The sequence below is a fragment of the Nisaea sediminum genome (assembly GCF_014904705.1).
Taxonomy (GTDB): Bacteria; Pseudomonadota; Alphaproteobacteria; order Thalassobaculales; family Thalassobaculaceae; genus Nisaea; species Nisaea sediminum.
The window spans coordinates 253,613-279,719 of the sequence record NZ_JACZCQ010000010.1 but is presented as its reverse complement, the minus strand read 5'-3'; the positions used below and the strand labels follow the sequence as shown (position 1 = coordinate 279,719).

Below are 26,107 nucleotides of genomic sequence, written 5' to 3'. Positions count from 1 at the left end.
ACTCACATGCTGTCAAAAATGAGGTTCTTGAAATCACATGAAAATTTGACGTTCTTGCTGCTCGCAAAGATGCGTCCCGGTCAAAGGCCCGCAATCCAGGCGATCCAGCCCGCCACCGCGAGGAAGGGACCGAAGGAAATTCGGGCATTGCGCGCAATAGATTTGCCCGCGATTCCCGTGCCGGCAAGCACCGCAAGCGCCCCGCCGGAAGCCATCAGGATTGTCAGCGGCAAGGCTCCGATGCCGACCCAGGCACCAAGCGCGGCGATCATCTTCACGTCGCCCAATCCGAGCCCGTCGATTCCCCGATACCGCCGGTAAGCGAAACCGACCAGCCAGGCGCCGCCGCCACCGAGCGCTGCTCCGGCGATGCTCTCGGCCGGTGATACCGGCCCCGCCGCGAAAGAACATCCCAATCCGGCGAGCAGCAAAGGCAGAGTGACGACATCCGGGAGCCGGCCGGTGCGCAGATCGTGAAAGCCAAGAAAGACAAGCGCGAGCCCGAGTGCGATACCGCCGGCAGTGAGGAGAGAGAACGTCCAATCCGCCTCGATCAGCGCGGATGCGACAACAATGGCACTCATCGCCTCCATCAACGGGAACAATGGATCGATCTTGTTCCCGCATGTCGCGCAACGCCCCCGCAATACAACGTATCCGAGCACCGGTACGAGCGCGAAAACCGGCACCAGATCGCCGCACTCTGCGCAATGCGATCGCCTGGCTCCGAAAACGGGAGCCTTGCGGGCGCTGCGCGAGACGCAAGTGGCAAGAAAACTGCCGATCGCGAGCGCCGCTACCAACGAAATCGCACCCTGAATGAAGCGCTCTTCAGCCAAAAAAACCCGTCTCCCGTTACCCGTGCTCTTGTCACCCACGAGTTTAAGGTGTGAAACTCCCCGTAACGAACGGGGCGGATTATGTCGAGAAACGATACGCTAGCACTTCTGCTCGCGAGTGCCGCGGCTTGCTCCGTCTTTGTGGGCGCCGGGACCTGGATCGCGGGTTTGCCGCGGGATGTGGTACCGCAACCGGTGGGATCCGCGCTGTCTCTACCCGACGCGCAGATCGAGAATCTTCTTGTTCATCTGCAGAATAATCCGCGCGATGTCGAAGCGATGAAGCGGCTCGGTGCACTCTATGCGGAAACCGGCGAACTGAAGGAAGCCGTATCGGCCTATGTGTCCGCCTCCATCGAACGTCCCGGCGATGCCGAAACGGAACGTGCCTTGATGGACCTGCAGGCCCGGGCACAGCAAAAAGGAAAACATTAGGCGCTATCATCGGCCGAAGAAGAGCCGAACGGCGAAATGAGAGTAACGGACGGGGAGCTCCGGAGGGACTATGCTGAAGCGTTTTTTCGTCACTGGGACCGTCGCAGTCCTGCTGCTTGCCGCGGGCGTGCGGGATGGATTCGCCACCCCTGACCTCCCGCAGAACAGGCCGGACATTCATCTTGGCGTCACCTCCTGCGCCGGCAGCACTTGCCACGGCGCGGCCGCCGCCTGGGATAAATCGACCGTGCTGCAGAACGAGTACGTAACCTGGTCGCAGAAGGACAGCCACTCCAAGGCCTATACCGTCCTGATGAACGATGCCTCGAAACGGATCGCGGCAAATCTCGGTCTGCCGAACGCGCATGAAGCCGATGTCTGCCTCGATTGCCACGCCGACAATGTTGCTCCGGCGGCGCGCGGAAGGGTGTTCCAGATTTCCGACGGGATCGGCTGCGAGGCCTGTCACGGCGGCGCGGAACGCTGGCTCGGCCTGCATGTCGCCGGCATCGCCGGACATGCGGAGAACGTCGCCGCAGGCATGTATCCGACCGAGGATCCGGTGAAGCGCGCCGAACTTTGTCTCTCCTGCCATTTCGGCGATGAGACCAAGTTCGTCACGCACCGGATCATGGGTGCCGGACATCCCCGCATGAGCTTCGAACTCGACACCTTCACCGCCATCCAGCCGGCGCATTTCGTGGTGGACGACGATTACCGCAAGCGCAAGCAGGTGGCGAACGGGATCCAGACCTGGGCGATCGGCCAGGCGATCGCGCTGGAACGCCGGATCGACGCGCTGCTCGACCCGAAGCGGGGCATGGACGGGATCTTCCCCGAGCTGGTGCTTTTCGACTGCCAGGCCTGCCACCATTCGCTGACCGAGCCGCGCTGGCAGGCCCGCCCGAGCACGGGCCTTGGCCCGGGGGTGGTCCGGTTCGACGATTCCAACCTGCTGATGCTGCGCGTGCTGGTCAGCAGCCTCGATCCGGACCAGGGCGCCAGGCTCGCCGAGCAGACCAAACAACTGCACAAGGCCAGCACCGAAAGCGTGGATGCCTTCCACGCCGCGGCGAAAGAGCTGAAACAGACGACAGGCGACCTTGTCTCGATGTTCTCCGGGCACAAGTTTGGAAAGGCGGACATCTCGAAGCTTCTGGCCGGCCTCATCACGGAAGCGAAGAACGCGGAATTCTCCGATTATGCGGGCGCCGAGCAGGCCACCATGGCGATCGGTTCTGTGCTTTCCACCGCCACGCAGATGGGGATGACCGAACTGGCCGATGCTGCGAAGGATCCGCTCGACAAGGCTTTCGCGGCTTTGGCGAAATACGACGCTTGGGATTATGCGGGCTTCCGCAGCGCCATCGAGGCGATCCCGGTTCCGAACTGACGACGCGCGTCGCCGTTTCCACCAGGAGACGGCGACGCCCAGCTAATCCTGTCTGACGCTGAGGCTGAAAGGCCCGGTTCCGGCGCAGCAATGCCGGACCTCGAGCGTATAGATGCCCGCCGCCAGATCCGCTTCGAGCGCGAAATTGTACCCGTCACCGCCATCGTCGTTGCGGGCGACGACCGAGCCGTCCGGCGAAAGCAGCACCGCCTCGACATCGCTCGGCCCGGTCGACGTGACGGCAAGTCTGCTGCCCTCGGTCGCGGGAATGCTGAAACAGACCGTCTCCCCAGCGCGGGCGATCGATGCCGCGATGCCGTCCTGCAGAGGCATCGGCCCAACGGGAGCGGACGGCTCCTGCGCCGGCGCACGGGGCGCGGCGCCGTCGCGGACCGACACGTCGCGTTCGGCAACCGGACGGAACCGCACACCCTCCCGATATCCGAGAACGGCCTGACGGCCCTCCGCCCCCGCAACGGCCGAGACGCTGGCGATGACGCCGCCGCCGTCGAGCGGATCGGAAAGCACCTCGAGTCCGGCTGTCCCGACCGCGATATCGGCCGCGGCGAAAGTCAGCGTGCGGACCCCGCCCGGATCGAGAACGATTGGACCGCCGCTATCGGTGAATGCTTCGTCGATCGCGGCGGCCAAAGTGGCAAGAGACGCATCCGCCGGCGTGGAACGGGCAATTGCGGCAACGGCCTCCGGCACCGCCGCGCTGCGCGCCAGCAACAGCCGCAACAAATCCGACAATGCCGCTTCCGGCGCGTCGAACCAGCGTCCGGGCGCCCCGTTGACGGAGATGAAATAGCGTGCGCCGTCGCGCCGGAAGCGGAGACGGCCTTCCGGCTTTTCCCCGCCGAGCTGACGGTAGAGATCGTAGATCCCGAGGCAGCGTTCGGCCCACGCACGATCTCCGGGACCGTAGGGTAGCCCGCCTTCGCCGCCGGCAAGATCCTCACCCGCGTCATAGAACATCAGAGTCCCGAGCACGGAGCCCGCTGCCGGCTCTTTGCCGAGAACTCTCTCGGCTCCCTCGCGGATCGTCGTGGCCGAGACCGGGCATATCGCCACAAACAGAATCGCGCCGCCGGCCAGCAGGAGGGAGGCAGCGCGCATTGTCATGTCCTCAGGCCGCCGCGTGCGGCGTCAGGATCTGCCGGATGGCCGACCCGTCCGCGAGGCGGTCGAAGCCTTCGTTGATGTCCTCGAACCCGACAGAGCGGCTGATCAGCGCGTCGATCGGCAACCGTCCCTGACGGTAGAGATCGATGAAGCGCGGAATGTCCCTGACCGGAACGCAGCCGCCCATGTAGCTGCCGCGGATCGCCTTTTCGTCCGAGACCAGCTGCGGCGGGCTGAAGGAGAACTTGCTGTCGGCGGGCGCGAGCCCCGCGATCACCAGTTCTCCGCCCGTGCGCAGCAGGCTGTAGCCGGTTTCCAGCGCCGGAACCACACCGGCGAAATCGAAGGCAAAATCTACCCCGCCCCTGGTGATGTCGCGCACCTGCTCGGTCAGATTCGGATCGGCCGCATTGAAAGTATGTGTCGCGCCGAGCTGGCGGGCGAGACCGAGCCGCTCGTCGTTGAGATCGATGGCGATAACGGCGCCCGCTCCCGCGACCTTCGCGCCGAGCAGACCATTCAGCCCGACACCGCCGAGCCCGATCACCGCGACCGTGTCGCCGGCCCGGATCCGTGCGGTGTTCAGCACGGCACCGACACCGGTCATCACCGCACAGCCGAAGATCGCCGCCGTCTCCAGCGGAATGTCACTGTCGACCTTCACGCAGCTGCCCCGGTCGATCACGGCATATTCCGCGAAACAGGAGACGCCGGAGTGATGCGCCAGCATCTCGCCGTCGGCCGCCTTCAGCCGCCGTCCGCCGCCCATCAGTTCGCCCTTTGCGCGGGCCTCGGCATTGACCTCGCAGATCTGCGGTCGGCCTTCGAGGCAGCGGCGGCAGCGTCCGCAATTGGCGCTGAACTGGAAGACTACAGGATCGCCCGGCTTCAGATCCCGGATGCCCGGGCCGACCTCGACCACCTCGCCCGCTCCCTCGTGCCCGAGCACGAGCGGCAGCGGCCGAGGCCGGCTGCCGTTGATCACGGAAAGGTCGGAATGACAGAGCCCGCCGCCGATCACCCGGACCAGCAGCTCGCCCGCCTCGGGCTTGGAGAGTTCGATCTCCTCGACCGAAATCGGCTGCGATGTCTCATATGGCGCTTTCGCCCCGCTCTGCCGCAGCACGGCCGCCCGCATCTTCATGTCTCATCCCCTGATTATTGTCTTGGTGGGACCGGATCAGAACTGTCCGGCGCCCGGAACTGGTCGATCAGCCCCCTATACTGGCGCAAAAGCGTGCGCGTCGCATCCGTCGCTTCTTCCCGGTTTCGGATCACCCGGGGGGTGATCAGCACGACCAGTTCGGTGCGCTGGGTCGACTTGTCCGTGGTGCCGAAAAGGTCGCCCACGACCGGGAGCTGGTGCAGCACCGGAATGCCCGACTTCACGTCGTTCTGGATCTCGCGGATCAGACCGGCGAGCAGCACCGTCGTTCCGCTCTCGACCGCCGCGGTGCTGACCACACGGCGTTGCTGGATGGTCGGCGAATCGATGTCGGAGCTGTCCGTCCGCACCACGTCGCTGACTTCCTGCGAGACCTCGAGCGTCACCACGCCGCTCGCCTTCACCTTCGGCGTGACGTTGAGTGTGACGCCGGTGTCGCGGTATTCGATCTCGTTCACGATCCGGTTGTCGTCGGTCACCGTCGCAGAGGAGGTCCGGGTCACGATCGGCACCTGATCGCCGACATGGAGCCGTGCCGTCCCGCCGTCGAGCACCAGCAGCTGCGGCGAGGAGACGACCCGGACATCGGTCAACTCGGAAAGCGCGTCGATCACGATCTTGCTGCTGTTCGGCCCGCCGATCGAGATCCCGAAACCGGGCGTCAGGGGAGACACGGTGTTGGCGTTCGTGCCGCGCGTGAAGATGGTGCTGAACTCGCCCGTCTCGATGAAATACTGCAGCCCGTAGCGCAGGTCGTCCTGCAGCGAGACCTCCAGCACCGTGCCCTCGATCAGCACCTGCAGCGGCGTGATGTCGAGCTTGGCGAGTACCTCGGAGATGAGCTCGTATTCCCTCCCGGTCGCCCAGACCAGGATTGCGTTGCTGGACCCGTCGGCATTGAAGCGCGGCCCGCTGCTCCGAAGGCGCTCCGCGCCGCTGCCGCCCTCGACACCGGCCGCGTTCTTGTCAGGAACCGGACCGCCGAGGAACCCGTCATCCTTGAAGGCGCCTTCCAGCGTCTTCACCAGCGACGTCGCCTCGCCATGCTTTACGAAATAGACGAAGAGCCGCCGCTCGTCGGCATTCCGGGTGCGGTCGAGCCGCTTGATCCAGGTCCGCGCCCGGACCACCTGCGCCTCGTCCGCCGCAATCACGAGGATCGCGTTGAGCCGGTCGATCGGCGTGAAGCGGACGATGCCGTTCGCCCCCTCGCCACCCGCCGAGAACAACTCGTTCAGTTCCGGGATCACCGCCTCGACCGAGGCATTGGCGAGCCCGATGATCGCCACGGAACGCCCGGCGAGCCGGTCCACGTCCAGCAGCCCGATCGCCCGTTCCGCAGCGCGCCGCTCGGTCGCCGGTCCCGAGACCAGCACCAGATCGTCCGCCAGCCCCACCGGGAGCACCCGACCGGCACGCACGAAGGGTTCGAGCAGCCGGACCATCTGCGTCGCCGAGACATAGCTGAGCGAGAAGACCTCGGCGCCGGAGCCCGGCCCCCCGGCAAGGCCGATGCCGGTGCCGCCCTCGCTGCCGGCCGCGCCGCGCACGACGCGGACGAGGTCGCCTTCATAGACCGCGGACAGCCCGTGCGAGGCAAGCAATCCCTCAAGCAGGACCGTCATCTGCCCCCGTGTCAGCGGTCGCGCGGTCCGCAGCGTCACCCGCCCGGTCAGATCCGGCGGCAGCACGTAGGAGAGCCCGAGCTGATCGCCGATGATGACCTTCAGCGCCTGTTCCAGCCCGGCACCGTCGAAGGAAACGGAGAGTGTACCGACCGGACGGGGCGCGGTCTCGGCGACACGCCCGGCGCCGCGCGCGGTTCCCGGATAGACCTCGTCCACCGGCGCAAGCGTCGCGGGATCGGTACTCGAAAGCTCGGAATCGACGCGCGTCGCGCCGGGTTTTCCTGAATTGTCTTCTTCCAGCGCATTGGCAATCGAGGGAACATCCCGCCCGGCCTCGGGGCGCCCCCCGCCGATCCGGTCGCAGGCGGTGATACCGGTGACGATGACCGCAGCCAGAAGCGCGAAGCGGAGAGATGCCGTCATTGTTTCTGTCCGGCTGCCGGCAGCCATCTCGTGTTGCGACCGCCGCTCCCGGAAGACGCGTCTTCCGCTCCGCCCAGCAGATCGACGCGGATCTCTCCGTGAGAGAGAATCACAGCCGTCTCGGCAATGCTCTCGACCGTCCAGCCGTCCACGCTTTCCCCCTCGTATAACTGCACCGGCTTGCCGCCGGGTGTTTCCAGCAAAATCATACGTTTTGCCCCCGTGCTGACTATACCGGTCAGGCGGTAGCCGACAAGCTGCGGCGGCGCGGGCGTAGGCGACTGCGCGACCGGGGCGTCGGGGACCGGGCGCCTGGTTGAACGGAACAGCGGCCGGCGCAGGGTTTCGGGATAGCTTGTCTCCGCTCCGGGCAGCACGAGTTCCGGCAATGGCGGGGGCGCCCATTCCGGCGCCTCGGATAGGACAGGCTCCGGAACCTGCAGCCATGGCATGGCGGCGGCCCCGAGCCCGAGCAGGACAACCGCCGGCATCAGGAATTTCAATCCGCGCATCTCAATGTTCCTTCGCGGACAGTGCGCGCAGATCGAGCGACAGGCGAAGCGGTCCCTCCGCCGATACCGTCCGGATCGAGACCTCCTCGACGAGGATCACGGGACGCGCGTTCGAGAGTGCGATCAGGAGGGACTGGATCTGTTCGAGCGATCCGTCACCGTCGATCCTGAGCGCGTGACGGCGATACAGCTCCTCCGTCTCGACCTCGCCGACCTGCAACCGCGTCAGCGCGACACCTGCGGCGGACGCGAGTTCGCGAAGCTGCGCCTGAAAGGCTGACTGCACGGCTCCGTCGCTTCCCGAGCGGAGGATGTCCCAGCGTCCCTCTGCCTCGACCGCTTCGGCACGCGCCGTTTCGATGGCCTCCGCTCCCCCCAGCAGAGTCGTCTGCCGGAACAGGATCTGCCGCTGCCGGTCGAGTTGCCGGGCGGCCTCGCCGCTCCAGTCCTGCAACGGAGCCACCACACCTGTCCAAAGGGCGGCGATCAAGGCGAAGAGCAGGGCCCAGGAGAGTATGGGAGAAATGCGGTTGGCGCCTGTCATCTGCCCCTGGTCTCCAGCGCGGCGCCGATCCGGAAACGCTCGCCGCCCCCGGCGGGGTCGCGGGTGACCGGAGCCTCGAAGGCAACCTCCGTCATCCCCGGCATGGCCTCAAGTTTTTCAAGCAGGCCGCTCGCGTCGCGCGCGAACCCTTCAAGGGTGAGCCGGCCGGGCCGGACCTCGAAGCCGGTCAGCCAGGCATCGTCCGGCAGCGCCATGGTGACAGCCTCAAGGAGAGTCGGCACGTCGGGTTCCGCCGCGAGGACCGCCTGGAGGCGCTCCGCAAGCTGCCGGTGACGGTCGAGCGCGCCCCGCGCCTCCTGAACCGCCGCCACCCCGCCGCGCAACTGGTCGATCTCGGCTGAAACATCCTGCAACTCGAAATAGGGCTTCGGCAGCGGCGAGAGCAGTGCGAGCAGGATCGAGAGCGCCGCCATCGTCGGCCAGAACAGACCGCGCCTGCCCTGCGCCGTGACCGGGCTTCCGTTGAAATCGAACGCTGAGGGCGCTCGGACTTGCTCGGCGCCGGCAAGCATCAGTGCCGGCGCGCCGCCGCCGGCCGACTCGAATTGCCTGACGGCCGCTTCAAGACGGGTTCTGGGCACCACATACAGCCGGATCCGCAGCTTGCCGTCCCGCTCCTCCAATAGATCGTAGGCCAGCCTGACCTCTCCGCGCTTGAAGGGCGTCAGGCGCTCCACCTCGCCGTCCAGCAGGGAACCGAGCGAACGGCGGGCGGATGCCGGCACAGAGAGCGTTGCGTTCACCCGGTCGGCCGCCGGCATCACGAGCGCGACCGGCGATCCAAGCGCAGCGAGATGCTTCGACAGATCGCCGGTGCTCGCTGTGCCTTTCGGTTGCACGTTCCCGCCGCGGGCAGCGAAAAGCAGAAAGCCGTCGCCAACCGGCTCGACGATCGTCACGGAGCGGCCGAACAAGGTGCGGAAACGCGGCGGCAAACCCGCCACCAGGCCATCTCCCCATGCCCCCATGAATGCACCGAGCCCCGTCAACTGTCCTCCCGCCCGCAGGTCTGATTTGCGCCATGGTACAAGGCCGGACGGGAGCGGCAAACGGACTTACTCACTTGACCGCCATTCGAGAATGCGAACGGGATGCCGGATGTCGTGCGAGAGCGCGACGACGGCGCTGATGGCAACCAGCGTGCCCGGGCCGGTTTCCCGTTCTCCGGCGAGATGCCAGGTGCGTCCGCCGCCGCGTCCGTCGATCACCATGCCGGAGATCCGCTCGGCCCGCCGCACCGCCGCCGCCAGTTCGGGCGCGGCATGCCGCGTATCCACGAATTCGGCCCTGCAATGCACCGTCACAACCTTCGCCAGTTCCGCCCGCTCGGTGGCGTTCAGACCCGGAAGCGCCAGCAATTGCGAGACATCGAGGAAGGGCTCCCGCGCGAGGCGCGCCTCCCGCAGGAGATCGACGACGGAGGCCACGCGGACCGCGTCCGCGCCGACCCCGGCAAGCAGCTCGACGAAGACATCGAGATTGCCGCGGTTGACGTCCCAGCGACTGCAGATATCGGCGATCCGCAGCTCAACGATCTCCTCTCCGACACGTACAGGCCGGACCGCCGCCGCTCTCCCGCTCATCTCCGCGGCCTCCTCATCGAAGAGGTCCGGGATCACCGCCTGGATCGCGCTCTCGAGCAGGATCGCGTTCTCGGAGCGCGCGATGGCCGTCCCCGCGGTGCCAACGGCGGATCGCCCGAGCCCCGTCAGACCGAGAAGCAGGCCGGAGGCAAGTGCCAGAAGCACCAGGGCGAGCAGCATTGCCGTGCCGCGCTCTCCCTCGGGCACCGGCCGCCTCACTGGTCCGCCCTTTCGGCCGGGACAGTCACGATCAGGGCCGGGGCACCACCGTCGAGTTCGAGGCGGACGAGACGCGGGGGCGCCAGTTCGCCCGCCCAACTGTCATGCCAAACGGGCTCCGTGTCCGCGTCTTTCCGTCCGAAAAAGGAGAACCTTTCCGCGTCCGGAGCAAAGCGCGCGACCGCGTCCGCGAAGCGGCCTTCGCGGATCTCCACTGCCCCGTCTTCGGCAATGGCCAGGACCCGGCGGCGCGGTCCGTCCGCCGCTGCCGCGATGAACAGGAGGGTCCGGCTGTCACCCGAAAAACTGCTTTCCGGACGGCCGGACTCGTAGCCGAGCAGCGGCAGCGCCGCGTTCATCTCCCGCCGGAACCGCCGCTCGAACGCGATCCGGTCTCCGATCTCCGCAGTCCGGATCGCAAGCCGGCGCTCGCCGTCGGTGGCGAACCTTATGAGACCTGTCGCGAGCAGCGAGACAAGACCGATCAGCGCGAGGGCGACCAGCAGCTCCATCAAGGTGAAGCCAGCCTCGCGGTTCCTCGCCCCGTCGCACTTCACCGGCTTTCTCCAGGCGGAACGGTCTTCACCGCATCGAGTGTCACACCGGATCCGCCGAGGACCGCGTCGAGCCTGATATCGTAGCTGACCAGAAGATCCGTCCGGATCCGCTCGGAGACCGTCGCTGTCCAGCCGCCGGACGCGCCGAAATCGCCGGACATCTCGCCCGCACGCAGCGGCCGGCTGACCCCGAGTTCCGCCAGAACGGACCGCGCCGCGCTCATCGCCTCCGCGCTCCGTTCCGCGCGTCCGGAGGCGAATATCCCGGTGCCGAGCGTCTCGGCGAGCAGCATGGCCACGAGAGCGATCAGCGTCAGGCCGACCAGGGTTTCAAGCAGGGAGAACCCGTCGTCCCGGTTCATGGCTTGTGGAGGTCGGCATCCTCGCCGTCACCGCCCGGCGCGCCGTCCGCGCCAAGCGTCGACAGGCGATAGGGCGCCCTGTTCTCGCCCGGCTGCCGGTAGAGATAGGGCCGCGACCATGGATCAAGCGGGACCGTCTCGCCCTGAAGATAGGGACCGTTCCAGCGCTCCATGCCGGAGGGCTTCGCGACAAGGGCCTGGAGCCCCTCCTCTGTGCTCGGATAGCGCCCGGCATCGAGATGGAGCAGATCGAGCGCGGTGCCGAGATTGTCCATCTGCGCCGCTGCCACATCGCCCTTCGCTTTGCCAAGCACCCCCATGACACGGGGACCGACGAGCGCGGCGAGGAGTCCGAGAATGACCAGCACGACCAGCAGTTCGAGCAGGGTGAAGCCTTCCTCGCCCCGGCGCCTGCGGCTCTCCGGTCCGGACCTTCGCTTCAGGATCATGCGCTCCTCCCCAGAGCCCCGTCAGAGCAATGCATCGTTCAGGCTCGTCACCGTCAGCATCAGGGCGACGGTGACGGTGGCGACGATGCCGCCCAATACTAGGATGATGACCGGCTCGATCAAAGCCGTCAGCCCGGCGAGCCGTTCGCGCGCCTCTCCGCCGTGATACTCCGCCGTGCGTTCCAGCATCAGAGCAAGGTTACCGCTCTCTTCGCCGATCCGGATCAGCTGGATCGCCGCATCCGGGAAACGCCCGCTTTCCGCCGCCGCCGTGGAAAGGGACCGACCTTCCCGCACCCGGCCCGCGAGGTCTTCTCCCGCCTCCCGCATCACCGCGTTCGAGAAGAGCGCGGCCGCGATACGGAGAGCCTCCGGCAGCGGAACGCCTCGTCCGGCAAGCAGGGCAAGGCCCCGAGCCCAGCGCTCGATCTCGAGGCTTTCCAACAAGCGGCCGAAAACCGGCAGACGCAGCAAGGCCTCGTCGGCCTGCCGGCGTCCCGCCGGGGTGAAAAGACCTGCCAGTAGAACCCCGATCAGCATCAGGCCGATCCAGCCGAAATCGCGAACGCCTTCAGAGAGTGACAGAAGCGCCTGCGTCAGGGCCGGCATGTCCGTGCCGCCCTGGCGGAAGATCGGTTCGAAGCGGGGAATGACGAAGACCATCAGCGCCGTGATCGCCGCGAGGGCGGCGATGGTCAGGACGGCCGGATAAGTCAGCGCCGAGCGCAGCTTCTCCCTCTCGGCGTGGCGGGCTTCGTGATGACGGGCGAGCGCCGAGATGCCGGGAGCGAGCTCGCCGGTTCGCTCCGCGGCTGAGATGACGGCACGGTCGAATCCATCGAAAGGCCCCTCCGCCGCCTCGATGGCCGCCGAGAGACTCTCCCCCGCTTCGATCCTCCCGGCAACACCGCCCGCGAGGCCCGAAAGACCGGCCATAGACCGGTCTCCCGCCAACACACGGAAGGCGCGGTCCACCGGCAGTCCGGCCTCGAGCAGGGTGGAAAGTTGACGGAAGAAAAGCCGGAGATCGCCGCGCGAAGCCGTCATCTCAGGTCCGCGCGCCGCCGAGCACGGAAAGCACCTCTTCGGCTGTTGTCTCCCCGGCAACGAGGCGCCGGCGCGCATCCGCCGGCATGGAAAGATCGGGGTCGAGCACCGAACGCAGCCGCCCGGCATCCGCCCTTTCGGCGATCGCGGCTTCGAGACGGCTGTCCATCGGCATGATCTCGGAGAGCACAAGGCGGCCCCGATACCCGGTCTCGTGGCACCGGGCGCATCCAACCGCCCGGCCGATTTCTGTCCCCGGCTGAAGCCCGAGACGTTCGGCAATCGTGGTCTCTGCCGGTGCCATGGACCTGCAGTCCGGGCAGAGCCGGCGGACGAGGCGCTGCGCCAGGACGGCCCTGAGCGACGCACTCAGAAGATAGGGCTCGATCCCCATATCCATCAGCCGCGCCGCGGCGCCGGGCGCGTCGTTGGTGTGCAGCGTGGAGAGCACGAGGTGCCCGGTCAGGGCCGCCTGGACGGCGAGCCGCGCGGTTTCCTCGTCGCGGATCTCGCCGACCATGATGATGTCCGGGTCATGCCGGAGCACGGAGCGCAGGAGGTTGGCGAAACCGAGCCCGATGCGCGGATTGACCTGGATCTGATTGACGCCGTCGAGCCGGTACTCGATGGGATCCTCCAGCGTGACGATCTTGCGTTCGGCGAGATTGAGCCGCCGCAGGGCGGCATAGAGCGTCGTGGTCTTGCCGCTACCGGTCGGCCCCGTCGCCAGCACCATGCCGTGCGGCGCCGAGAGCACATCCGTCAGCGCCGAGGCCACCGGACCGGCGAGCCCCAGACTCTCAATGTCGGTCGGACCGCGTTCCGGATCGAGCAGGCGCAGGACGACGCTTTCCCCGTTCAGCGTCGGCGCCGTCGAGACCCGGATATCGATCTTCCGGCCCGCCACATTCATGCTTGCGCGTCCGTCCTGCGGCAGGCGCTTTTCGGCGATGTTGAGACCCGCGAGTACCTTGATACGCCCGACCAACATGTCGGTGAGATAGGCGGGCGGACGGGCGCCGAGCTCCATCAGCCGCCCGTCGATGCGGTAACGAAGGCGCAGACCGCCTCCCGCCGGCTCCAGATGCAGGTCGGAGGCGCGATTGGAGATCGCGGTTCGGACCAGATCCTCCAGCAGCCGGACCGCCGGGCCGTCTTCAGCCGCCCCCCCAACGTCCGGTTCGGCGCTGACGGCCACGGCTCCGTCCCCGCCCTTGCCATAGAGACGGTCGAACGCCCGGTCGAGATCGGAGGGACTTGCGACCTCCAGACGGATGTCCTTCCCGACGAGCAGTCCCATCGCCTGCACGGCATCCCGGTCGAGCGGATCCGCCATCGCGAGAGTCAGACTGCGTGCATCCTCCGCGACCGGCAGGATGCGGGATTGCCGGAGAAAGGAGAGCGTCGCCCCGCCGGCGGCAAACGGCGCGGCGGGAAAGCGCTCGGGCCCGGCGAAGGGAATGTTCAGATAAGCGGCGAGCGCCTCCGCCATTTCGGCCTCGCCGACCAGGCCGGCGGAGACCAGAGCCCGGTCCGGACGTTCGGGGTCCGTGAGCGCTCCGTCCGGAAGGTCATGCCCGCGCTCGCGCAGCAGGTCCCGTAATCCTGTGTAGTCGATCATCGGCGGCTCTCGCGACAGACTCGGCCGGACTCTACGCCGGGGAGCCATCTCCCGCAATCGCTCCAAGACGCAAAAGCGTCGGGAATCAGTATTATAGCGATAAGAGCCATGGCAGACTGTCTGTCCGGCAAGGTTCCGACGGGCGGAGAGGCATGAGATTTCTGGGCGGCAAGAAACTGCAGATCCTGTTCCCTGCCGTGATCCTGTTTCTCGCCGTCGCCTTCCGCATTGCCGATCCGATCCTGCTGGAAGAGTTCCGTCTCCGCATCTTCGACAACTACCAGCGCCTCGCGCCGCGGCTTTACCAGGACGCGCCCGTAGTTGTGGTGGATCTCGACGAGGAGACGATGAAACGGCACGGCCAATGGCCCTGGCCCCGTACGAAACTCGCCGAGCTGGTTCAGCGTCTGAGCGATCACGGGGTGGCACTGATCGCCTTTGACATCGTGTTCTCGGAGCCCGACAGGACATCTCCGGCCCGCCTGCTCGCGGAACTGGCCGACCGCGACGGTACCGGCAAGATCTCGGAACTGATCCGCAAGAGCGGGGCTCTGGATAACGATCTCCTCCTTGCCGAGACCATGGCTTCGGTCCCGGCGGCGACGGTCTCCGGCTTCATCCTGACCCAACAGGACACTGGGGCGAGTCCCCCCGTGAAAGCGGGCTTCGCGACCACCGGCGACAATCCTCTCCAGTTCCTGACCCAGTTCGCCGGTGCAACCCCGAACCTGCCGCAGATCGACGAGGCGGCGTCCGGCATCGGCAGTCTGAATGCCTTCACGGACAGCGACGGTGTCGTGCGCCGGGTGCCGATGTTCGTCGCGCACAAAGACAGGCTCTACCCGTCCCTCTCCGCAGAAATTCTCCGGGTGGCCCAGGGTGCCTCGACCTTCGTCGTGAAATCCTCCGGCGCCAGCGGTCAGGAAGCGTTCGGCGAGGCGACCGGGATCGTTGAGGTAAAGGTCGGCCAGATCGTGCTGCCGACCGACAAGGGCGGGCGGGTCCTGTTGCACGATACCGGACCGGCTCCGGATCGCTCCCTCGCCGCATGGAAAGTGTTCGAAGCGACCGAACCTCTGCCGCGGCTGGAGGGCGCGATCACGATCATCGGCACCAGCGCCGTCGGCCTCAAGGACCAGCAGACCACACCGCTCGACCCCAACGCGGCGGGCGTCACGGTCCACGCACAAATCCTCGAACAGGCGTTCTTCGGCGATTTCCTGAACCGTCCGGACTGGGCCGACGGCGCCGAAATCCTGCTCCTGCTGTTCCTCGGCGGCATGATCATCCTGATCTTCGCCCTGCCGCAGATCGCGACCCTGCCTGCGACACTGTTCAGTCTCGGCATCGTCGGCGCGGGCGTTGCCGCGAGCTGGTACGCCTATACCGACCATGCCCTGCTGCTCGACCCGATCTATCCCGGCATCATGGGGATCGCCGTCTATACCAGCGCATCGCTCCTGCGCTTCGTCTCGACCGAGCGCGAACGCAAACAAATCCGCACCGCCTTCGGCCAGTACATGGCGCCCGCCCTCATCGAGCGCCTGGCGCAGGACCCGGGCCAGCTCCGGCTCGGCGGCGAGATCCGTCCGCTCACCCTGCTCTTCTGCGACATCCGCGGCTTCACGACGATCTCCGAGAAGCTGAACGCGGAGGAACTGACCCACCTGATTAACCGCTTCCTCACCCCGATGACCAACATCATCATGAGCCGACAGGGTACGATCGACAAATATATGGGCGATTGCATCATGGCCTTCTGGAACGCCCCCCTGGACGTGCCTCGGCATGGGAAGGAAGGCGTCGATTCCGCGCTCGCGATGCGCGAACGGCTGGTGCTGCTGAATTCGGAACTGAAACTCGAGGCGGCGGCGAGGCGCCAGTCGGACATCGAGATCGGGATCGGCATTGGGCTCAATACCGGCGAGGCCTGCGTCGGCAATGTCGGCTCCGACCAGCGTTTCGACTATTCCGCCCTCGGCGATACGGTAAATCTCGCCTCACGCCTGGAGGGCCAGTGCAAGACCTACGGCGTCGAGATTGTCGTTAGCGAGAGCACGAAGGAAGAAGTGCCGGGCTACGCGGTGCTGGAGCTCGATCTGATCACGGTCAAGGGCAAGACCGTCCCGATCCGGATTTTCACCGTGCTCGGAGGACCGGAAAAGGCGGCCGATCCGGCCTTCGCCACGCTCTCGGAGGAGAATGCGGCGATGATCGCGGCTTTCCGGGAGCAGCGCTGGGGCGACGCGGAGGCACATTCGGCGGCCGCACGGAAACATGCCAGCGCGCTCGGGGAAAAACTCGACGAGTTCTACGATCTCTATGACGCACGCATCGCCAGCTTCAGGAAAGAACCGCCGCCAGCAGACTGGGACGGGGTTTACATCTCGCTCGAGAAATGACGACGCGCTATAGAAACCGTCCTGCCTGACCGATTAGAAGAGCTTTCCATGTCCCTTGCCTTTCGCCGTGCCACTGCGGCCGATCTCCCGGCCATCATCGAAATGCTCGCCGACGACGAGCTTGGCAGGCAGCGCGAGGATACCAGCGTGCCGGTCGCGGACTGCTACCGGGAAGCCTTCTCTGCCATCGACCGGGACGGAAACCAGTTTCTCGCCGTTGCCGAAAACTCAGGCGAAATCGTCGGCACCCTGCAGCTGACCTTCCTGCCGGGCCTCTCGCATCAGGGGCTCTGGCGCGGCCAGATCGAGTCGGTGCGGGTGTCTTCCAAAACCCGGGGCGGCGGCATTGGCCGGCAGATGCTGGAATGGGCGATTACGACCTGCAAGGAGCGCGGCTGCCGCATCATCCAGCTGACCAGCGACAAGAGCAGAACCGACGCGATCCGGTTCTACGAGAGTCTCGGCTTCACCGCGAGCCACGAAGGCTTCAAGCTGAAGCTGTGATTAAGTGTCCCAAATGCAAATTTACGACCGATAGCCTGGCGAAGGCCTGTCGCAACTGCGGTTACGCGCACGAGCCCGTGCTCTCCAAGTTCCAGCGTTGGGATATTACGATCGAGTTTTGGATAGTCCTGTTGGGAACCATCGCGAGCACGATCTGGTATTTGCTTGCTATTTGACTACGGGCCAATTTCTTCCGCCCAGGCCGCCTCGAAGACCAGCACCGCCAGCTGCAGTTAGCCGGCGGTGCCCAATCGGATGGAACGGAGCGTTACTGACGCGCCGCGTATCCCCGTCCGGAATCGTAGTCCTCTTCCTTGACCTCGCGCTGACGGCGGATTTCGTAATACGCTTCGATCTCGGCGCGCCTTTCGGCAGCTTTCTGTTCGAGGCCGCAACTGGAGGTCTTGGCGACCTGCTCGATGGCCTCGAACTCTCCCTTGCGCTTGGCCAGTTCGGCCTCCTCGCCGTTGTCACCGGCCGCGGCCACCGCCAGCGGAACGAAAAACAGAATGGCCACGCCGGTGACCAGCGCATCTTTAGATGCCTCCGCATCCTGCGCCCGGCTCGCGGTCAGCAACCTGTCAGCCGCCCTCTCCATCTCGAACTCGAGCTGCTGGCAGTTGAGCCCGGTGTATTTTCCGGCATCCGCCTTCTGGGCTTCGATCGTGTGCGAACTCGACGCGCAACCGGACATGGTGAGCGCTGCGGCAGTGACGGCCGCAACCGAAAATTTCTTCATGGAATAATCCCCGACTGAATACCTGAATACGCAGGCCCCGAAGCATCTGTTCCAGCAAAGGGGGCTCAAGGCAACCATCGTTTGCTCGATTTACGAAAAATCAAAACTCAGGAGCACCATTCGCCGACAAGCGCCCCTATTTTTTCAATTTTAACGGGATTAATGCAGTCTCGCAGAATCAGGCCCGCGGCAGGCAGTAGAAGATCGACTCGTAGCGCGTCATCGAATAGCTGCCGAAACGGAACTCGTAATCCTCGCACATCGCCATCATCCGGAGCGGCATCTCCCAGAGATGCCGGGTCGCGTGATAGACGCTGAGCGCGATCTGCGGACGGTAGCGGGCGACGATCTCGGGAAGATCCGCGATCAGCATTTCCTCGGCACCCTCGACGTCGAACTTCATCAGGTCGATTCGCTCGGGCGCGATCTCCTCGATCAGCGTCGAGAGCTTGCGTGTTGGGTAGACCGGCAGCGACTTCTCGCTTCGGGCCTTCGCTTCGGCGGTCATCGCGTGGGCATGTGAGGCGGCCTGGCCGTCGTCATACTGGAGAAAATCCGTCTCCCCGTCCCTGTCTGTGACGCAGTAAGGGAACAGCTCGACCAGTCCCTCGTACTGGTCGAGCGCATCCCGCACATAGCGGCTGAGATAGGTATGGCCGAGCGGGTCGATATTGATCAGCCGGCCCTGCCCATGCATCAGGGCCGCGAAGCCGGGAATTTCGAAACCGTCGAAAACTCCGAAATTCAGTACCGTGTCTCCCGGTGACACCTCTACATGCTCGAAATATTGCTGCCCCCGCAGCATCGTGCCGACAAAGGCATCGAGCCGCGCGAACGGGGGATCCCGCAGCACGGAGAGATAGGCACTCCTGCTCTGCTCGTCGGCGAGCGCGTCGTGGACCTTGCGGATATCGCCGGCTCCGAGTTTCAGGCGATTGGGTTCATGAACCGCCGGATACAAGGTGGAAGAGATCTCGATCCTGCCGGCCTCCAACTTTGCGGTCCCCTCGCGCAGCAGGATCGTGATTGCCGTGTCTTTCGGCAGGTGCACGCGCTCCGGCTCGTCTGCTCCGTCGATGAGGTCGGAAATGTCGTTCAGAAACCGGGAAAAGCCGCTGGACGGGCAATCCGCCGCCAGTGGCAGGACCATGATCCGCTCGGCCGGCCATCCGGCTCCTGAGAGCCGGCGCGCGCGCTCCTCCCAGTCCGCATCCGTGATCAGGACAAAGCTCTCGCCCTCCGTCACGGGAAGCCTCTGGTCCGGTCCGATGATGCCGAGGCATTCCGCCCCCGGATGAAGCCGCGCGACGAGCCGGACAAGTTTCCAGGTCAGGGCATCGGCGCCGTACACCCAATAGGGCGCCGCGGGCAGGTGGATCGGGTGGGAGATGGCCCTGTAGGCAGCGCTCGAATATGACATGGCGCCTTGGTTCCAGATTTCCGCGGGCTTGTAAATAGATCCGGCGGCCGGACAGACGGGGAACGCCAGCAATCTGCGGCAAGACGAAAGCGGCCTCCGGAGAGGCCGCTTCTGCCCGGTTCACTCATGTATCAGCGGTAGGTCTGGCCGCCGTCGAGATCGACCACGATCCCGGTCGCCCAACCGGCGCGCGGCGAGCAGAGGAAGGTTACCACGTCCGCGATCTCCTCCACCGTCGCCGCCCGTCCGAGCGGTTGGCCCGCCAGGAAATCCTGCCATCGACTCTCGTCGCCCTTTTCCGCCGAAGCCTTGGTCTTCAGCAATGTCACCAGCCGGTCGGTCGCGACCAGTCCCGGATTGACCCCGAGCACGCGCATCCCGTCGGCAAGCGCGTTCGACCCCATCGCCTTGGTGAAGGCGTTGAGCGAGGCATTGCCAGCCGTCCCGGCGATGTATTTCGGATCAAGCTTCACGCCGGCGAGACCGATGACGTTGAAGATCACGCCACCGCCTTTCGCCTTCATCAACGGATAGAAGGCGCGGGCCATGTTGATGTAGCCGAAGACCTTCAGATCCCAGGCCTGCCGCCAGGTCGCCTCGTCGATCGCCTGCAGATCGCCGCCGGGGATCGCACCCGCGTTGTTGACGACGATGTCCGGCACCGGAACCGCCGCGCTGAGCCGTTCGACGGCGCCCGGCGCGGAGAGATCCACCGGATGGATCGCACAGTCCGCGCCCGCACCGGCCAGCAGGTCGCGCGCCTCCTCCAGCCGATCCTTATCGCGGGCGACGAGATCGAGAGTACAGCCTTCCGCCGCGAACGCCCGCGCGCAGCCGAGGCCGATGCCTTTCGACGCGCCGGTCACCAGGACGCGCTTGCCTTTCAGTCCGAGATCCATCCCTTTGCTCCCATTTGTTCTTGCTGACGGTCGTTGATTTATCCGTCGCTTGTTCCTCCGATACCATGTGTCTCTCGCCAGTCGGAAAGAAAGGCCCCCATTTCTTCCGAGCCTGTCGCCGCAAGAGCCTCTTCCGGAAATCGGGCTCCGGCTTCAAGCAACAGCCGCGCACAGGCGAGGTAATCGGCCGCGTCCGAGGGAGGGGCGAACTCGGCCCCGTGTATCACTGTCCCGATCGCATCGCCGCCGAAGCGGTTCCGGTGAGAGAGGTTCGGCTTCAATGTGAGCAGGTAGGCCACCTGGTCCGCCTGCCCGTTCCAGCCGGCGGCATGCAGCGGGGTCAGCGCCATCTCGTCGGTCTCGTCCGGATCGAGCCCGGCGTCGAATAGCGCCTTCAGATGTGGTAGCGCCCCTGGCTGACCTGCGATCCTGACGGCGAGCTTGCGGTCCTCGCTGCCGAGCGCCAATCCGCGAACGTCACCGGCGGGCTCTCCGCCGCCGGCGCAGGAGGCCAGAACGGCAACTTCGGGCGGAAGCTCCTCTCCGCAACCCCGCGCCTCCAGTACCCGGGCGAAATCCCGGTTTCCGTAGAGACAGGCGAGGGCATAGGCCGTGCGGCCGTTCCAGACCGCCCGCGGCTCGGCGCCGTGCTCGAGAAGCAGTTCGGCGAATGCCCCCGAGCGCCCCCGCCGCGCCGCCTGATGCAGGGCGGTGAAGGTCACCGGCGGCTGCCCGCTCGGATGGGGGTGAAGTCCCTCGTTGGGATCCGCGCCGTGTTCGAGCAAAATCCGGACGGCTTCGATGCGGTCGAAGTCGAGAGCCCGGGCGAGCGCGTTGGTGCGCGCGGGATTGACACCATAACGGCAAAGCAGGCGCAGCCCGTCGAGATGCTCCAGCTCGACGGAGTGGTAGAGGCTCTCGTTGTCGTCCGGGTCGGCACCGTGCTCCAGAAGCCAGGCCGCGAGCGGCATGTTGTCCCCGTGCCCGAGCGCACCGTAGAGCGCGGATTGACGGTGTGTATCCGAAGGATCCTCCGCGTAGCTCTCGTTCGCGGAGGCGCCGTTGGCCCGCAGCAGTTCGGCGACCGCGAGGATCCGCTCTGACGGGACCTCCACACATTTGTGATAACGCGAGAAGCAGAGATGGACGAGCGGCGTGCGGCCTCCGTTTTCCGTTCGCGCCGCTGCCGGGTCCGCGGCGATCCGGGCCCGCACAGCCTCGAGATCGTAAAGCGCGAGTTCGATCGCCAAGTCGAAATGGGCTAGCGCCGGCTCGGCGCCGAGCAGCTTTTCGATGACCCAGCCCTGACCGTGGAAGAGCGCTTTCTTCAGCCGATCCGCTCTTTCCGCAACGGTCATCTCGCCGGCCTCGAGGGCGAGTTTAAGTTTCGGCCAGCTTTCGTGGCCATGCTCCACGGCAACGACTTGAAGAACGTCGGCGTGGCGCGGCGCGGTCACATCCGTCAGGACGGCGCGCAGCCGCGCGGTCGCGGCAGGATCGCCGGCAGCGATCGCTTTTCTCAGAAGTTTTGCCGAACGGCGCAGGTTATCGAGTGTTGCGGACATCCGTTTTCTCCCGACAGCGCGCCCATGGATCCGCTACGTCGGGCGCCGGAGGAAAACCGGAAGAAAGACTTCTACTCCAAGGTGCTTTCGCTTTCCGCGGATCGGGACGCCGCCTTGCCGGCTCGGGATTGCTACCATCGGCATGCATCTCATGCAACGCAAGCGATCAAGGTATGCACACGAAATCGCCCCCGTCCGGTTGACCCTCGGCCCATTCGGAGTCACGCTTTCATTGTCCCATCCGGACAAGGCGAAACCCAAAGAGGGAGATCGTTAACGCGATGGAACCACCGATGCAGGAACCGCGTCTCTGACGAAGGGGCGCGACGGCAACGAGGCGGCCCGGGCCGCCGGTAAGTCCGCAGACATATGAAGATCAGAGAGCCTCAGGCTCGATAGTCTGTCTTATGCAACAGACATGAAAAAATGCTATGCCCCACCTGACGCAGACGCGCGGTGGGGCTTTGCATTTCCGCCTTCCGTGGTCGCGCACGGCCCACATCGCACACGGAACGAAAACCGGCATCGATGCACAAGAACCTCAGGCACGACCGCGTTCTGGTCGTCGATCTCGAACTGACATGCTGGGACGGCCCCCCGCCCGCGGGCGAGCGTCCTGAGATCATCGAGATCGGGCTCGCCGAAATTGACCTGAAACGCGACGAGATCGTCCGTACAACCTCGATCCTCACAAAACCTGTGGACTCGCAAATCTCGGCTTTCTGCGCCGAGTTCACCGGGATCACCGCAGAGATGATCGCCGCCGACGGGATCCGTTTTCAGGACGCCTGCCACCGGCTGCGAAAGACCTATGGTTCGAGTTCGAAACTCTGGCTCGGTTGGGGGTCTGACAATGCCCTGTTCGATACCGAAGTTCGGGCGAAACAGGCCGTGGATCCCTTCTCGCACTGCTATCTGGATCTCTGCCAGGTGCAGGAATATGTGCTCGCCGGCGGACGCCGGATCTCGCTCGACGAAGCGCTCGAAGTCATGAAGCTGGAACGGGCCGGCACCGCCCACCGGGCCGAGGGAGACGCAATCGACACCGCGCGGCTGTTCCTCGCCTGGCGCGAGCGTTTCGGCCTCGGCTATCTGCCCCACGAACATTTCGATTGAGGAATAAGCCGGTCAGCGGCCGAACAGGTCCGCGACCGTATCCAGCCAGAGCTTGTCCGCAGCCTCACCCTCGAGGGTGCCGTAGGCCGCCATATAGATCTCGGCAACCTGGAGGAACCGGTCCTTCTCGGTCAGCATCCAATCCTCGTAGGACCAGGGCAGATCCGTCGGCGCGATGTTGCTGATCGCACCGCAGAAATGAGCATCCTCCGGCCCGGTCGCCGTTTCGACCACGGTCTGTTCGATGGCGAAATCGAAATCCTCGAAATAGCGGATCCTCCGGTCATCCTCGTCGGAATAGTTCCGCAGCAGCAAGCCGTCGACGCTCGCGCCCGGCGCGCTGACGAGCGCGGGATAAGGCTCGTTCGCGACCCTTACACGCGCGTAACCGTGCAATGTGGCAGCGGTGGAGAAAGACCCGGGCGACCGTCCGAGCACCAGCCGCAACACATCCGGGTCCATCAGGGTCCCGAAAAAGAAATAGGGGAGGCGCATCTTCGCGTTACCGGTCCGCGGCGAGATGTACCGTGCAGCGGGTCGAGCCTTCCCGGGTGAAGATATAGACGCCCTGCTCGATCGGGTAATTGCGCGGCCGCCGGATGTCGCGTGCGCGGGCCGCCCTGTAGGTCCGCCCGCCGATCCGCGCGATACCGCCGCCGAAGCGGTTGAATCGTCCGTCGCGGCAGGCGTCTGTCGCCTGCTTGTCGAAATCGGCGACCTGCCTCAAGGCGCGGCTCTCCAGCATGAGCAGACCGCGCTTCGCCGCGTTCTCGTAGATCGTGCTTTTTTCCAGGGTCACCCGCTTCATCCGCCATTCCGGCCGCTCCGGCGCGCGGGACATGTGACGCGGGTTCGTCTTGTCCGGCGAAGCACGCTCCGCCGACGCCGGACCGCCGCCGCCGGCAATGCCGGTCAGCACGACCGCGCAGATCACGGCAAGAGACAGATTGCGGAGCGGTTTACCCAAAACGGCCTTCCCGAAAAATTACCCGACATCCAGCAGATGCTTCGCCAGCATAACATGGATGCCCTTGTTTCCGTTCACCATCTGGGTCACCCGAAGGTCGGCTGCAAGGCTGCAGAGCATGTAGGCCTCGGGCCGGCTGCGGTTGGTCCGCTCTGTGATGAGGTCCAGCATCTGGCGCAATGCCTCGCGTCCCGCCTCGTCCAGGTCCTCGTTGAAGGCCATGGTGATGAAATGGTCCGGCGTCTCCGCGCGCGGCAGCTTCAGGCTCATATCCTTGCGCACGGTCAGACGGAAACGGCCCTGCAGCGCCATTTCGATCGCCGTGACATTGACCTCTCCGTCGCCCTGGCAACCATGCCCGTCACCCGCCGAGAACAGAGCGCCCTCCACGAAAACCGGCAGATAGAGGGTGGAACCCGCGACCAGCTCCTTGTTGTCGAGATTGCCGCCATTGGCGCGCGGCTGGATCGTGCTGACCCGCCCCCAGGCCGGTGGCGGCGCGACACCCATGACGCCGAAGAACGGCGCGAGCGGGAGTTCGAGCCCCCAGGGCAGCCGGCCCACATTGCGCTCCATATCGATGGCGATGGTGGCATGGGTGATCTCGTCGAACTCGTCCGGCAGCGTGCCCTTGAGCGGCGCGCTGTAATTGAATCCCCAGTCCTGACGCGGCTTGACGTCGAGGATATCGACCTGCAGCACGTCGCCCGGCTTCGCGCCCTCGACATGAACCGGCCCGGTCAGGATATGCCCCGGAAGGCCCGGCCGCATCGTCTCGATGACTTCGAGATGTTCCGGCAGGACGGTGTATCCGGGGCCCGGCAGAACCGGCTTGTCGCCGGAGATGCTCGAGATCGTCACTTCGTCGCCGGAAGCCACCGACAGGACCGGTTCCAGCGCGGCGTCGAAGAATCCCCAGTGAACCGTCTTAGGACTGCTTTCAAGTCTGTGCTCGCTCATCTGACTCCCCCGCCCGACGAAAAGAAACCCATCAGTGGCCGTTTTCCACGACCGCCTGTCCCGATTTCAGCGCAGCCTTCTTCCGCGCCGCTTTCTTGGCCTGGCGCTCCCGCCGTGCCTTCTTGAACCGCTCGATGTAGACGTGACTCCAGCGATAGCTCAGCCAGCCGCCGCCGATCATCCAGGGAAGACAGCCGACAAAGAGCGGCAGCCCCCACTCGTCCAGCATCGCGGCGAAATAGACCCAGACCGCCATGATCCCGGAAACGTCCTGTCCGAGAATCTGCTCGAGACGCGCTGAGAAATGTTCAAAGGCGCTGAGATTGTCCCAGCGCCCCAGCATCAGGTTCCCCGTCTGCAGGAAAATGTAATAGACGATCGGCACCGTGAAGACGTTGGTGAGCCACGTCCAGGCCAGCGCAACCACGAGATTGAAAGTCCAGTTCGGGCGCAGCAGGCGGATCAGCGACCAGATCCCGGCGACGATCGGCATCTGTATTCCAACCAAGGGCGTCAGAGAGACGGCGACCCCGATGCCGACCCCGCGGGCGGTATAGTCCGGCAAATCGGTTCCCCGCAGGATGGGAATGACGAGCCGGTAACGCATGAGGCGCCTGAGCGGAGTGATCATATGTTCGGTCAAACTGGTCGAGAGTTGCCAATCGGCGTCACGGTCAAGCCATAGCAAGCCGCAGCCGCCGCGCGCAAAGAGAGATTTGCACGATTGTCTTTACATTTCGTGACCGCATCCAGCTTTAAGAAGGGCCCTGCGACGAAATAGCTATGGTCGCTCGCCCTTCGCCAGCCGGGCCGCGATGTCGTCGACCACATCGCGCAGCGAGGCAACGCTATCGATCAGATAGTGCGGATTGGCGCTCCTGAGGGTCCTCTCCGCCTTCTTCTTGCGCGCGGCGAAGCTCGTCTCGTCCAGCGCCTCGGTCTCCTCGCGGGAAAGTCCGAAAGCATTGCCGGACACCGTGACGCCGACCGTCCAGCAGCCCGCCGCATTGCCTTCCGCGATGCCGGGCTCCGTATCGTCGACCTTGATGCAGGCCGCGGCCGGCCAGACGTCGAGATCGAGGAAGCATTTATACATCATCAGCGGCGTCGGCCGCCCGTGCGCGAGATCTCCCGCGCAGACCATATTATCCGGCGCGTAGCCAAGATCGCGCGCGATCGGCACCAGCCGCTCCATGATCTCGCGATTGTAGCCGGTGGTGGAGCCGATCTTCATACCGCGTTCCCGCAGGGCGCCGACGGTTTCGAGCGCCCCCGGGATCATGTCCGCGAAATCCGGGATCACGTCGACATTCATCGGCACGAAGACCTCGTAGATCCGGTCGACATCGGCATCGGTGAACGCCGCGCCGTGCGCTTTCTCCCAGGCTTCCGCGATCCGCGGCTGGGTTCCCACGGCCTTGATGTGATCCCATTTCGGCAATCCCATCGGCGCGCGCGCCTCATCGATCGTGATTTCGACATCGAAGGCGGCGAAGGCACGCTGGAAGACCCCCATCGGCGCCCGGCTGCCATGATCGATAATCGTGCCGGCCCAATCGAATATGACGGCCTTTAGCTCAAGCTTCTCCGCGGACATCTGGAACTCCTTCCG

27 protein-coding genes and 1 pseudogene are annotated in these 26,107 nt (G+C 65.4%); 5 read left to right on the top strand and 23 right to left on the bottom strand.

Annotated elements, in window-relative coordinates:
* Positions 1–80 precede the first annotated feature (80 nt).
* Both IG122_RS20170 and IG122_RS24570 read right to left on the bottom strand, forming a co-directional pair.
* A complete protein-coding gene (locus IG122_RS20170; RefSeq protein WP_264299737.1) occupies positions 81–584 on the bottom strand; it encodes a prepilin peptidase in 504 nt (167 codons plus the stop codon).
* A 30-nt stretch (positions 585–614) separates the two neighbouring features.
* Positions 615–878 (bottom strand): annotated as a pseudogene (locus IG122_RS24570) (prepilin peptidase); the annotation flags it as partial.
* Between the two features lie 129 nt (positions 879–1,007).
* On the opposite strand from IG122_RS24570, the gene IG122_RS20165 reads away from it, so the two are divergent.
* Both IG122_RS20165 and IG122_RS20160 read left to right on the top strand, forming a co-directional pair.
* Positions 1,008–1,274 (top strand): tetratricopeptide repeat protein, encoded by a 267-nt coding sequence (locus IG122_RS20165; protein ID WP_193187938.1) that lies wholly within the window; start codon positions 1,008–1,010, stop codon positions 1,272–1,274.
* A 70-nt stretch (positions 1,275–1,344) separates the two neighbouring features.
* A complete protein-coding gene (locus IG122_RS20160) occupies positions 1,345–2,667 on the top strand; it encodes a multiheme c-type cytochrome (RefSeq protein WP_193187937.1) in 1,323 nt (440 codons plus the stop codon).
* A gap of 42 nt (positions 2,668–2,709) precedes the next feature.
* Here IG122_RS20160 and IG122_RS20155 read toward each other — a convergent pair whose 3' ends face one another.
* The 12 genes from IG122_RS20155 to IG122_RS20100 all read right to left on the bottom strand — a co-directional run bounded on the left by IG122_RS20155 (position 2,710) and on the right by IG122_RS20100 (position 13,923).
* The gene (locus tag IG122_RS20155) at positions 2,710–3,786 is read right to left on the bottom strand and encodes a hypothetical protein (protein WP_193187936.1); all 1,077 of its coding nucleotides are present in this window, start codon (positions 3,784–3,786) and stop codon (positions 2,710–2,712) included.
* A gap of 10 nt (positions 3,787–3,796) precedes the next feature.
* Positions 3,797–4,936: a zinc-dependent alcohol dehydrogenase family protein gene (locus IG122_RS20150; protein ID WP_193187935.1), complete on the bottom strand. Its 1,140-nt coding sequence runs from the start codon at positions 4,934–4,936 to the stop codon at positions 3,797–3,799.
* 14 nt (positions 4,937–4,950) lie between these two features.
* Complete coding sequence (gene gspD / locus IG122_RS20145; protein WP_193187934.1) at positions 4,951–7,008, bottom strand: type II secretion system secretin GspD; 2,058 nt, start codon at positions 7,006–7,008, stop codon at positions 4,951–4,953.
* Positions 7,005–7,520 carry a hypothetical protein gene (locus tag IG122_RS20140; RefSeq protein ID WP_193187923.1) on the bottom strand — a complete coding sequence of 172 codons (516 nt, stop codon included), beginning with the start codon at positions 7,518–7,520 and terminating at the stop codon, positions 7,005–7,007. The genes gspD and IG122_RS20140 overlap by 4 nt, the downstream gene beginning before the upstream one ends.
* A gap of 1 nt (position 7,521) precedes the next feature.
* Positions 7,522–8,064 (bottom strand): type II secretion system protein GspM, encoded by a 543-nt coding sequence (gspM, locus tag IG122_RS20135; RefSeq protein WP_193187920.1) that lies wholly within the window; start codon positions 8,062–8,064, stop codon positions 7,522–7,524.
* Entirely contained in the window at positions 8,061–9,029 is a 969-nt protein-coding gene (locus IG122_RS20130; protein ID WP_193187918.1) for a PilN domain-containing protein, read from the bottom strand. Before IG122_RS20130 ends, gspM begins: the two co-directional genes overlap by 4 nt.
* Before the next feature lie 111 nt (positions 9,030–9,140).
* Positions 9,141–9,875, bottom strand: a complete 735-nt coding sequence (locus IG122_RS20125; protein WP_193187915.1) for a hypothetical protein — start codon at positions 9,873–9,875, stop codon at positions 9,141–9,143.
* Positions 9,876–9,883: 8 nt separating this feature from the next.
* On the bottom strand, positions 9,884–10,444 hold the full coding sequence (locus IG122_RS20120) for a PulJ/GspJ family protein (RefSeq protein ID WP_193187912.1): 561 nt from the start codon (positions 10,442–10,444) through the stop codon (positions 9,884–9,886).
* Entirely contained in the window at positions 10,441–10,806 is a 366-nt protein-coding gene (locus IG122_RS20115) for a PulJ/GspJ family protein (RefSeq protein WP_193187909.1), read from the bottom strand. Before IG122_RS20115 ends, IG122_RS20120 begins: the two co-directional genes overlap by 4 nt.
* A complete protein-coding gene (gene gspG, locus IG122_RS20110) occupies positions 10,803–11,255 on the bottom strand; it encodes a type II secretion system major pseudopilin GspG (RefSeq protein WP_193187906.1) in 453 nt (150 codons plus the stop codon). The genes IG122_RS20115 and gspG overlap by 4 nt, the downstream gene beginning before the upstream one ends.
* Positions 11,256–11,276: 21 nt before the next feature.
* Positions 11,277–12,302 carry a type II secretion system F family protein gene (locus IG122_RS20105; RefSeq protein WP_193187903.1) on the bottom strand — a complete coding sequence of 342 codons (1,026 nt, stop codon included), beginning with the start codon at positions 12,300–12,302 and terminating at the stop codon, positions 11,277–11,279.
* A 1-nt stretch (position 12,303) separates the two neighbouring features.
* A complete protein-coding gene (locus tag IG122_RS20100) occupies positions 12,304–13,923 on the bottom strand; it encodes a GspE/PulE family protein (protein WP_193187901.1) in 1,620 nt (539 codons plus the stop codon).
* Positions 13,924–14,075: 152 nt separating this feature from the next.
* Between IG122_RS20100 and IG122_RS20095 the strand changes: the two genes are divergently transcribed.
* The gene (locus IG122_RS20095; RefSeq protein WP_193187899.1) at positions 14,076–16,325 is read left to right on the top strand and encodes a CHASE2 domain-containing protein; all 2,250 of its coding nucleotides are present in this window, start codon (positions 14,076–14,078) and stop codon (positions 16,323–16,325) included.
* Between the two features lie 48 nt (positions 16,326–16,373).
* Positions 16,374–16,829 carry a GNAT family N-acetyltransferase gene (locus tag IG122_RS20090; protein WP_193187897.1) on the top strand — a complete coding sequence of 152 codons (456 nt, stop codon included), beginning with the start codon at positions 16,374–16,376 and terminating at the stop codon, positions 16,827–16,829.
* Between the two features lie 268 nt (positions 16,830–17,097).
* On the opposite strand, the gene IG122_RS20085 is transcribed toward IG122_RS20090, so the two are convergent.
* The 4 genes from IG122_RS20085 to IG122_RS20070 form a co-directional block, all read right to left on the bottom strand.
* A complete protein-coding gene (locus IG122_RS20085; protein WP_193187895.1) occupies positions 17,098–17,568 on the bottom strand; it encodes a hypothetical protein in 471 nt (156 codons plus the stop codon).
* A 178-nt stretch (positions 17,569–17,746) separates the two neighbouring features.
* Entirely contained in the window at positions 17,747–18,988 is a 1,242-nt protein-coding gene (locus tag IG122_RS20080) for an FkbM family methyltransferase (protein ID WP_193187893.1), read from the bottom strand.
* 131 nt (positions 18,989–19,119) lie between these two features.
* Complete coding sequence (locus IG122_RS20075; RefSeq protein WP_193187891.1) at positions 19,120–19,887, bottom strand: SDR family oxidoreductase; 768 nt, start codon at positions 19,885–19,887, stop codon at positions 19,120–19,122.
* Between the two features lie 38 nt (positions 19,888–19,925).
* The gene (locus IG122_RS20070) at positions 19,926–21,452 is read right to left on the bottom strand and encodes an ankyrin repeat domain-containing protein (RefSeq protein WP_193187889.1); all 1,527 of its coding nucleotides are present in this window, start codon (positions 21,450–21,452) and stop codon (positions 19,926–19,928) included.
* 528 nt (positions 21,453–21,980) lie between these two features.
* Here IG122_RS20070 and IG122_RS20065 point away from each other — a divergent pair.
* A complete protein-coding gene (locus IG122_RS20065) occupies positions 21,981–22,568 on the top strand; it encodes a 3'-5' exonuclease (RefSeq protein WP_193187887.1) in 588 nt (195 codons plus the stop codon).
* A 12-nt stretch (positions 22,569–22,580) separates the two neighbouring features.
* Here IG122_RS20065 and IG122_RS20060 read toward each other — a convergent pair whose 3' ends face one another.
* From IG122_RS20060 to phnX, 5 genes are all read right to left on the bottom strand, one after another.
* Positions 22,581–23,063 (bottom strand): gamma-glutamylcyclotransferase family protein, encoded by a 483-nt coding sequence (locus tag IG122_RS20060; RefSeq protein ID WP_193187885.1) that lies wholly within the window; start codon positions 23,061–23,063, stop codon positions 22,581–22,583.
* A gap of 7 nt (positions 23,064–23,070) precedes the next feature.
* Positions 23,071–23,535 (bottom strand): hypothetical protein, encoded by a 465-nt coding sequence (locus IG122_RS20055; RefSeq protein WP_193187884.1) that lies wholly within the window; start codon positions 23,533–23,535, stop codon positions 23,071–23,073.
* A gap of 18 nt (positions 23,536–23,553) precedes the next feature.
* Complete coding sequence (locus IG122_RS20050) at positions 23,554–24,495, bottom strand: acetamidase/formamidase family protein (RefSeq protein ID WP_193187881.1); 942 nt, start codon at positions 24,493–24,495, stop codon at positions 23,554–23,556.
* A 31-nt stretch (positions 24,496–24,526) separates the two neighbouring features.
* Positions 24,527–25,126 carry a DUF2062 domain-containing protein gene (locus tag IG122_RS20045; protein ID WP_193187879.1) on the bottom strand — a complete coding sequence of 200 codons (600 nt, stop codon included), beginning with the start codon at positions 25,124–25,126 and terminating at the stop codon, positions 24,527–24,529.
* Positions 25,127–25,276: 150 nt separating this feature from the next.
* Positions 25,277–26,092 carry a phosphonoacetaldehyde hydrolase gene (gene phnX / locus IG122_RS20040; RefSeq protein WP_193187877.1) on the bottom strand — a complete coding sequence of 272 codons (816 nt, stop codon included), beginning with the start codon at positions 26,090–26,092 and terminating at the stop codon, positions 25,277–25,279.
* Positions 26,093–26,107: the final 15 nt, after the last annotated feature.

What these genes read in the sequence shown, in the direction of transcription:
- IG122_RS20170 (WP_264299737.1), bottom strand. Translation starts at nt 584, where the DNA reads ATGAGTGCCATTGTTGTCGCATCCGCGCTGATCGAGGCGGATTGGACG.
- IG122_RS20160 (WP_193187937.1), top strand. Translation starts at nt 1,345, where the DNA reads ATGCTGAAGCGTTTTTTCGTCACTGGGACCGTCGCAGTCCTGCTGCTT.
- IG122_RS20155 (WP_193187936.1), bottom strand. Translation starts at nt 3,786, where the DNA reads ATGCGCGCTGCCTCCCTCCTGCTGGCCGGCGGCGCGATTCTGTTTGTG.
- IG122_RS20150 (WP_193187935.1), bottom strand. Translation starts at nt 4,936, where the DNA reads ATGAAGATGCGGGCGGCCGTGCTGCGGCAGAGCGGGGCGAAAGCGCCA.
- gspD (WP_193187934.1), bottom strand. Translation starts at nt 7,008, where the DNA reads ATGACGGCATCTCTCCGCTTCGCGCTTCTGGCTGCGGTCATCGTCACC.
- IG122_RS20140 (WP_193187923.1), bottom strand. Translation starts at nt 7,520, where the DNA reads ATGCGCGGATTGAAATTCCTGATGCCGGCGGTTGTCCTGCTCGGGCTC.
- gspM (WP_193187920.1), bottom strand. Translation starts at nt 8,064, where the DNA reads ATGACAGGCGCCAACCGCATTTCTCCCATACTCTCCTGGGCCCTGCTC.
- IG122_RS20115 (WP_193187909.1), bottom strand. Translation starts at nt 10,806, where the DNA reads ATGAACCGGGACGACGGGTTCTCCCTGCTTGAAACCCTGGTCGGCCTG.
- gspG (WP_193187906.1), bottom strand. Translation starts at nt 11,255, where the DNA reads ATGATCCTGAAGCGAAGGTCCGGACCGGAGAGCCGCAGGCGCCGGGGC.
- IG122_RS20105 (WP_193187903.1), bottom strand. Translation starts at nt 12,302, where the DNA reads ATGACGGCTTCGCGCGGCGATCTCCGGCTTTTCTTCCGTCAACTTTCC.
- IG122_RS20100 (WP_193187901.1), bottom strand. Translation starts at nt 13,923, where the DNA reads ATGATCGACTACACAGGATTACGGGACCTGCTGCGCGAGCGCGGGCAT.
- IG122_RS20095 (WP_193187899.1), top strand. Translation starts at nt 14,076, where the DNA reads ATGAGATTTCTGGGCGGCAAGAAACTGCAGATCCTGTTCCCTGCCGTG.
- IG122_RS20090 (WP_193187897.1), top strand. Translation starts at nt 16,374, where the DNA reads ATGTCCCTTGCCTTTCGCCGTGCCACTGCGGCCGATCTCCCGGCCATC.
- IG122_RS20085 (WP_193187895.1), bottom strand. Translation starts at nt 17,568, where the DNA reads ATGAAGAAATTTTCGGTTGCGGCCGTCACTGCCGCAGCGCTCACCATG.
- IG122_RS20080 (WP_193187893.1), bottom strand. Translation starts at nt 18,988, where the DNA reads ATGTCATATTCGAGCGCTGCCTACAGGGCCATCTCCCACCCGATCCAC.
- IG122_RS20075 (WP_193187891.1), bottom strand. Translation starts at nt 19,887, where the DNA reads ATGGATCTCGGACTGAAAGGCAAGCGCGTCCTGGTGACCGGCGCGTCG.
- IG122_RS20070 (WP_193187889.1), bottom strand. Translation starts at nt 21,452, where the DNA reads ATGTCCGCAACACTCGATAACCTGCGCCGTTCGGCAAAACTTCTGAGA.
- IG122_RS20065 (WP_193187887.1), top strand. Translation starts at nt 21,981, where the DNA reads ATGCACAAGAACCTCAGGCACGACCGCGTTCTGGTCGTCGATCTCGAA.
- IG122_RS20060 (WP_193187885.1), bottom strand. Translation starts at nt 23,063, where the DNA reads ATGCGCCTCCCCTATTTCTTTTTCGGGACCCTGATGGACCCGGATGTG.
- IG122_RS20050 (WP_193187881.1), bottom strand. Translation starts at nt 24,495, where the DNA reads ATGAGCGAGCACAGACTTGAAAGCAGTCCTAAGACGGTTCACTGGGGA.
- IG122_RS20045 (WP_193187879.1), bottom strand. Translation starts at nt 25,126, where the DNA reads ATGATCACTCCGCTCAGGCGCCTCATGCGTTACCGGCTCGTCATTCCC.
- phnX (WP_193187877.1), bottom strand. Translation starts at nt 26,092, where the DNA reads ATGTCCGCGGAGAAGCTTGAGCTAAAGGCCGTCATATTCGATTGGGCC.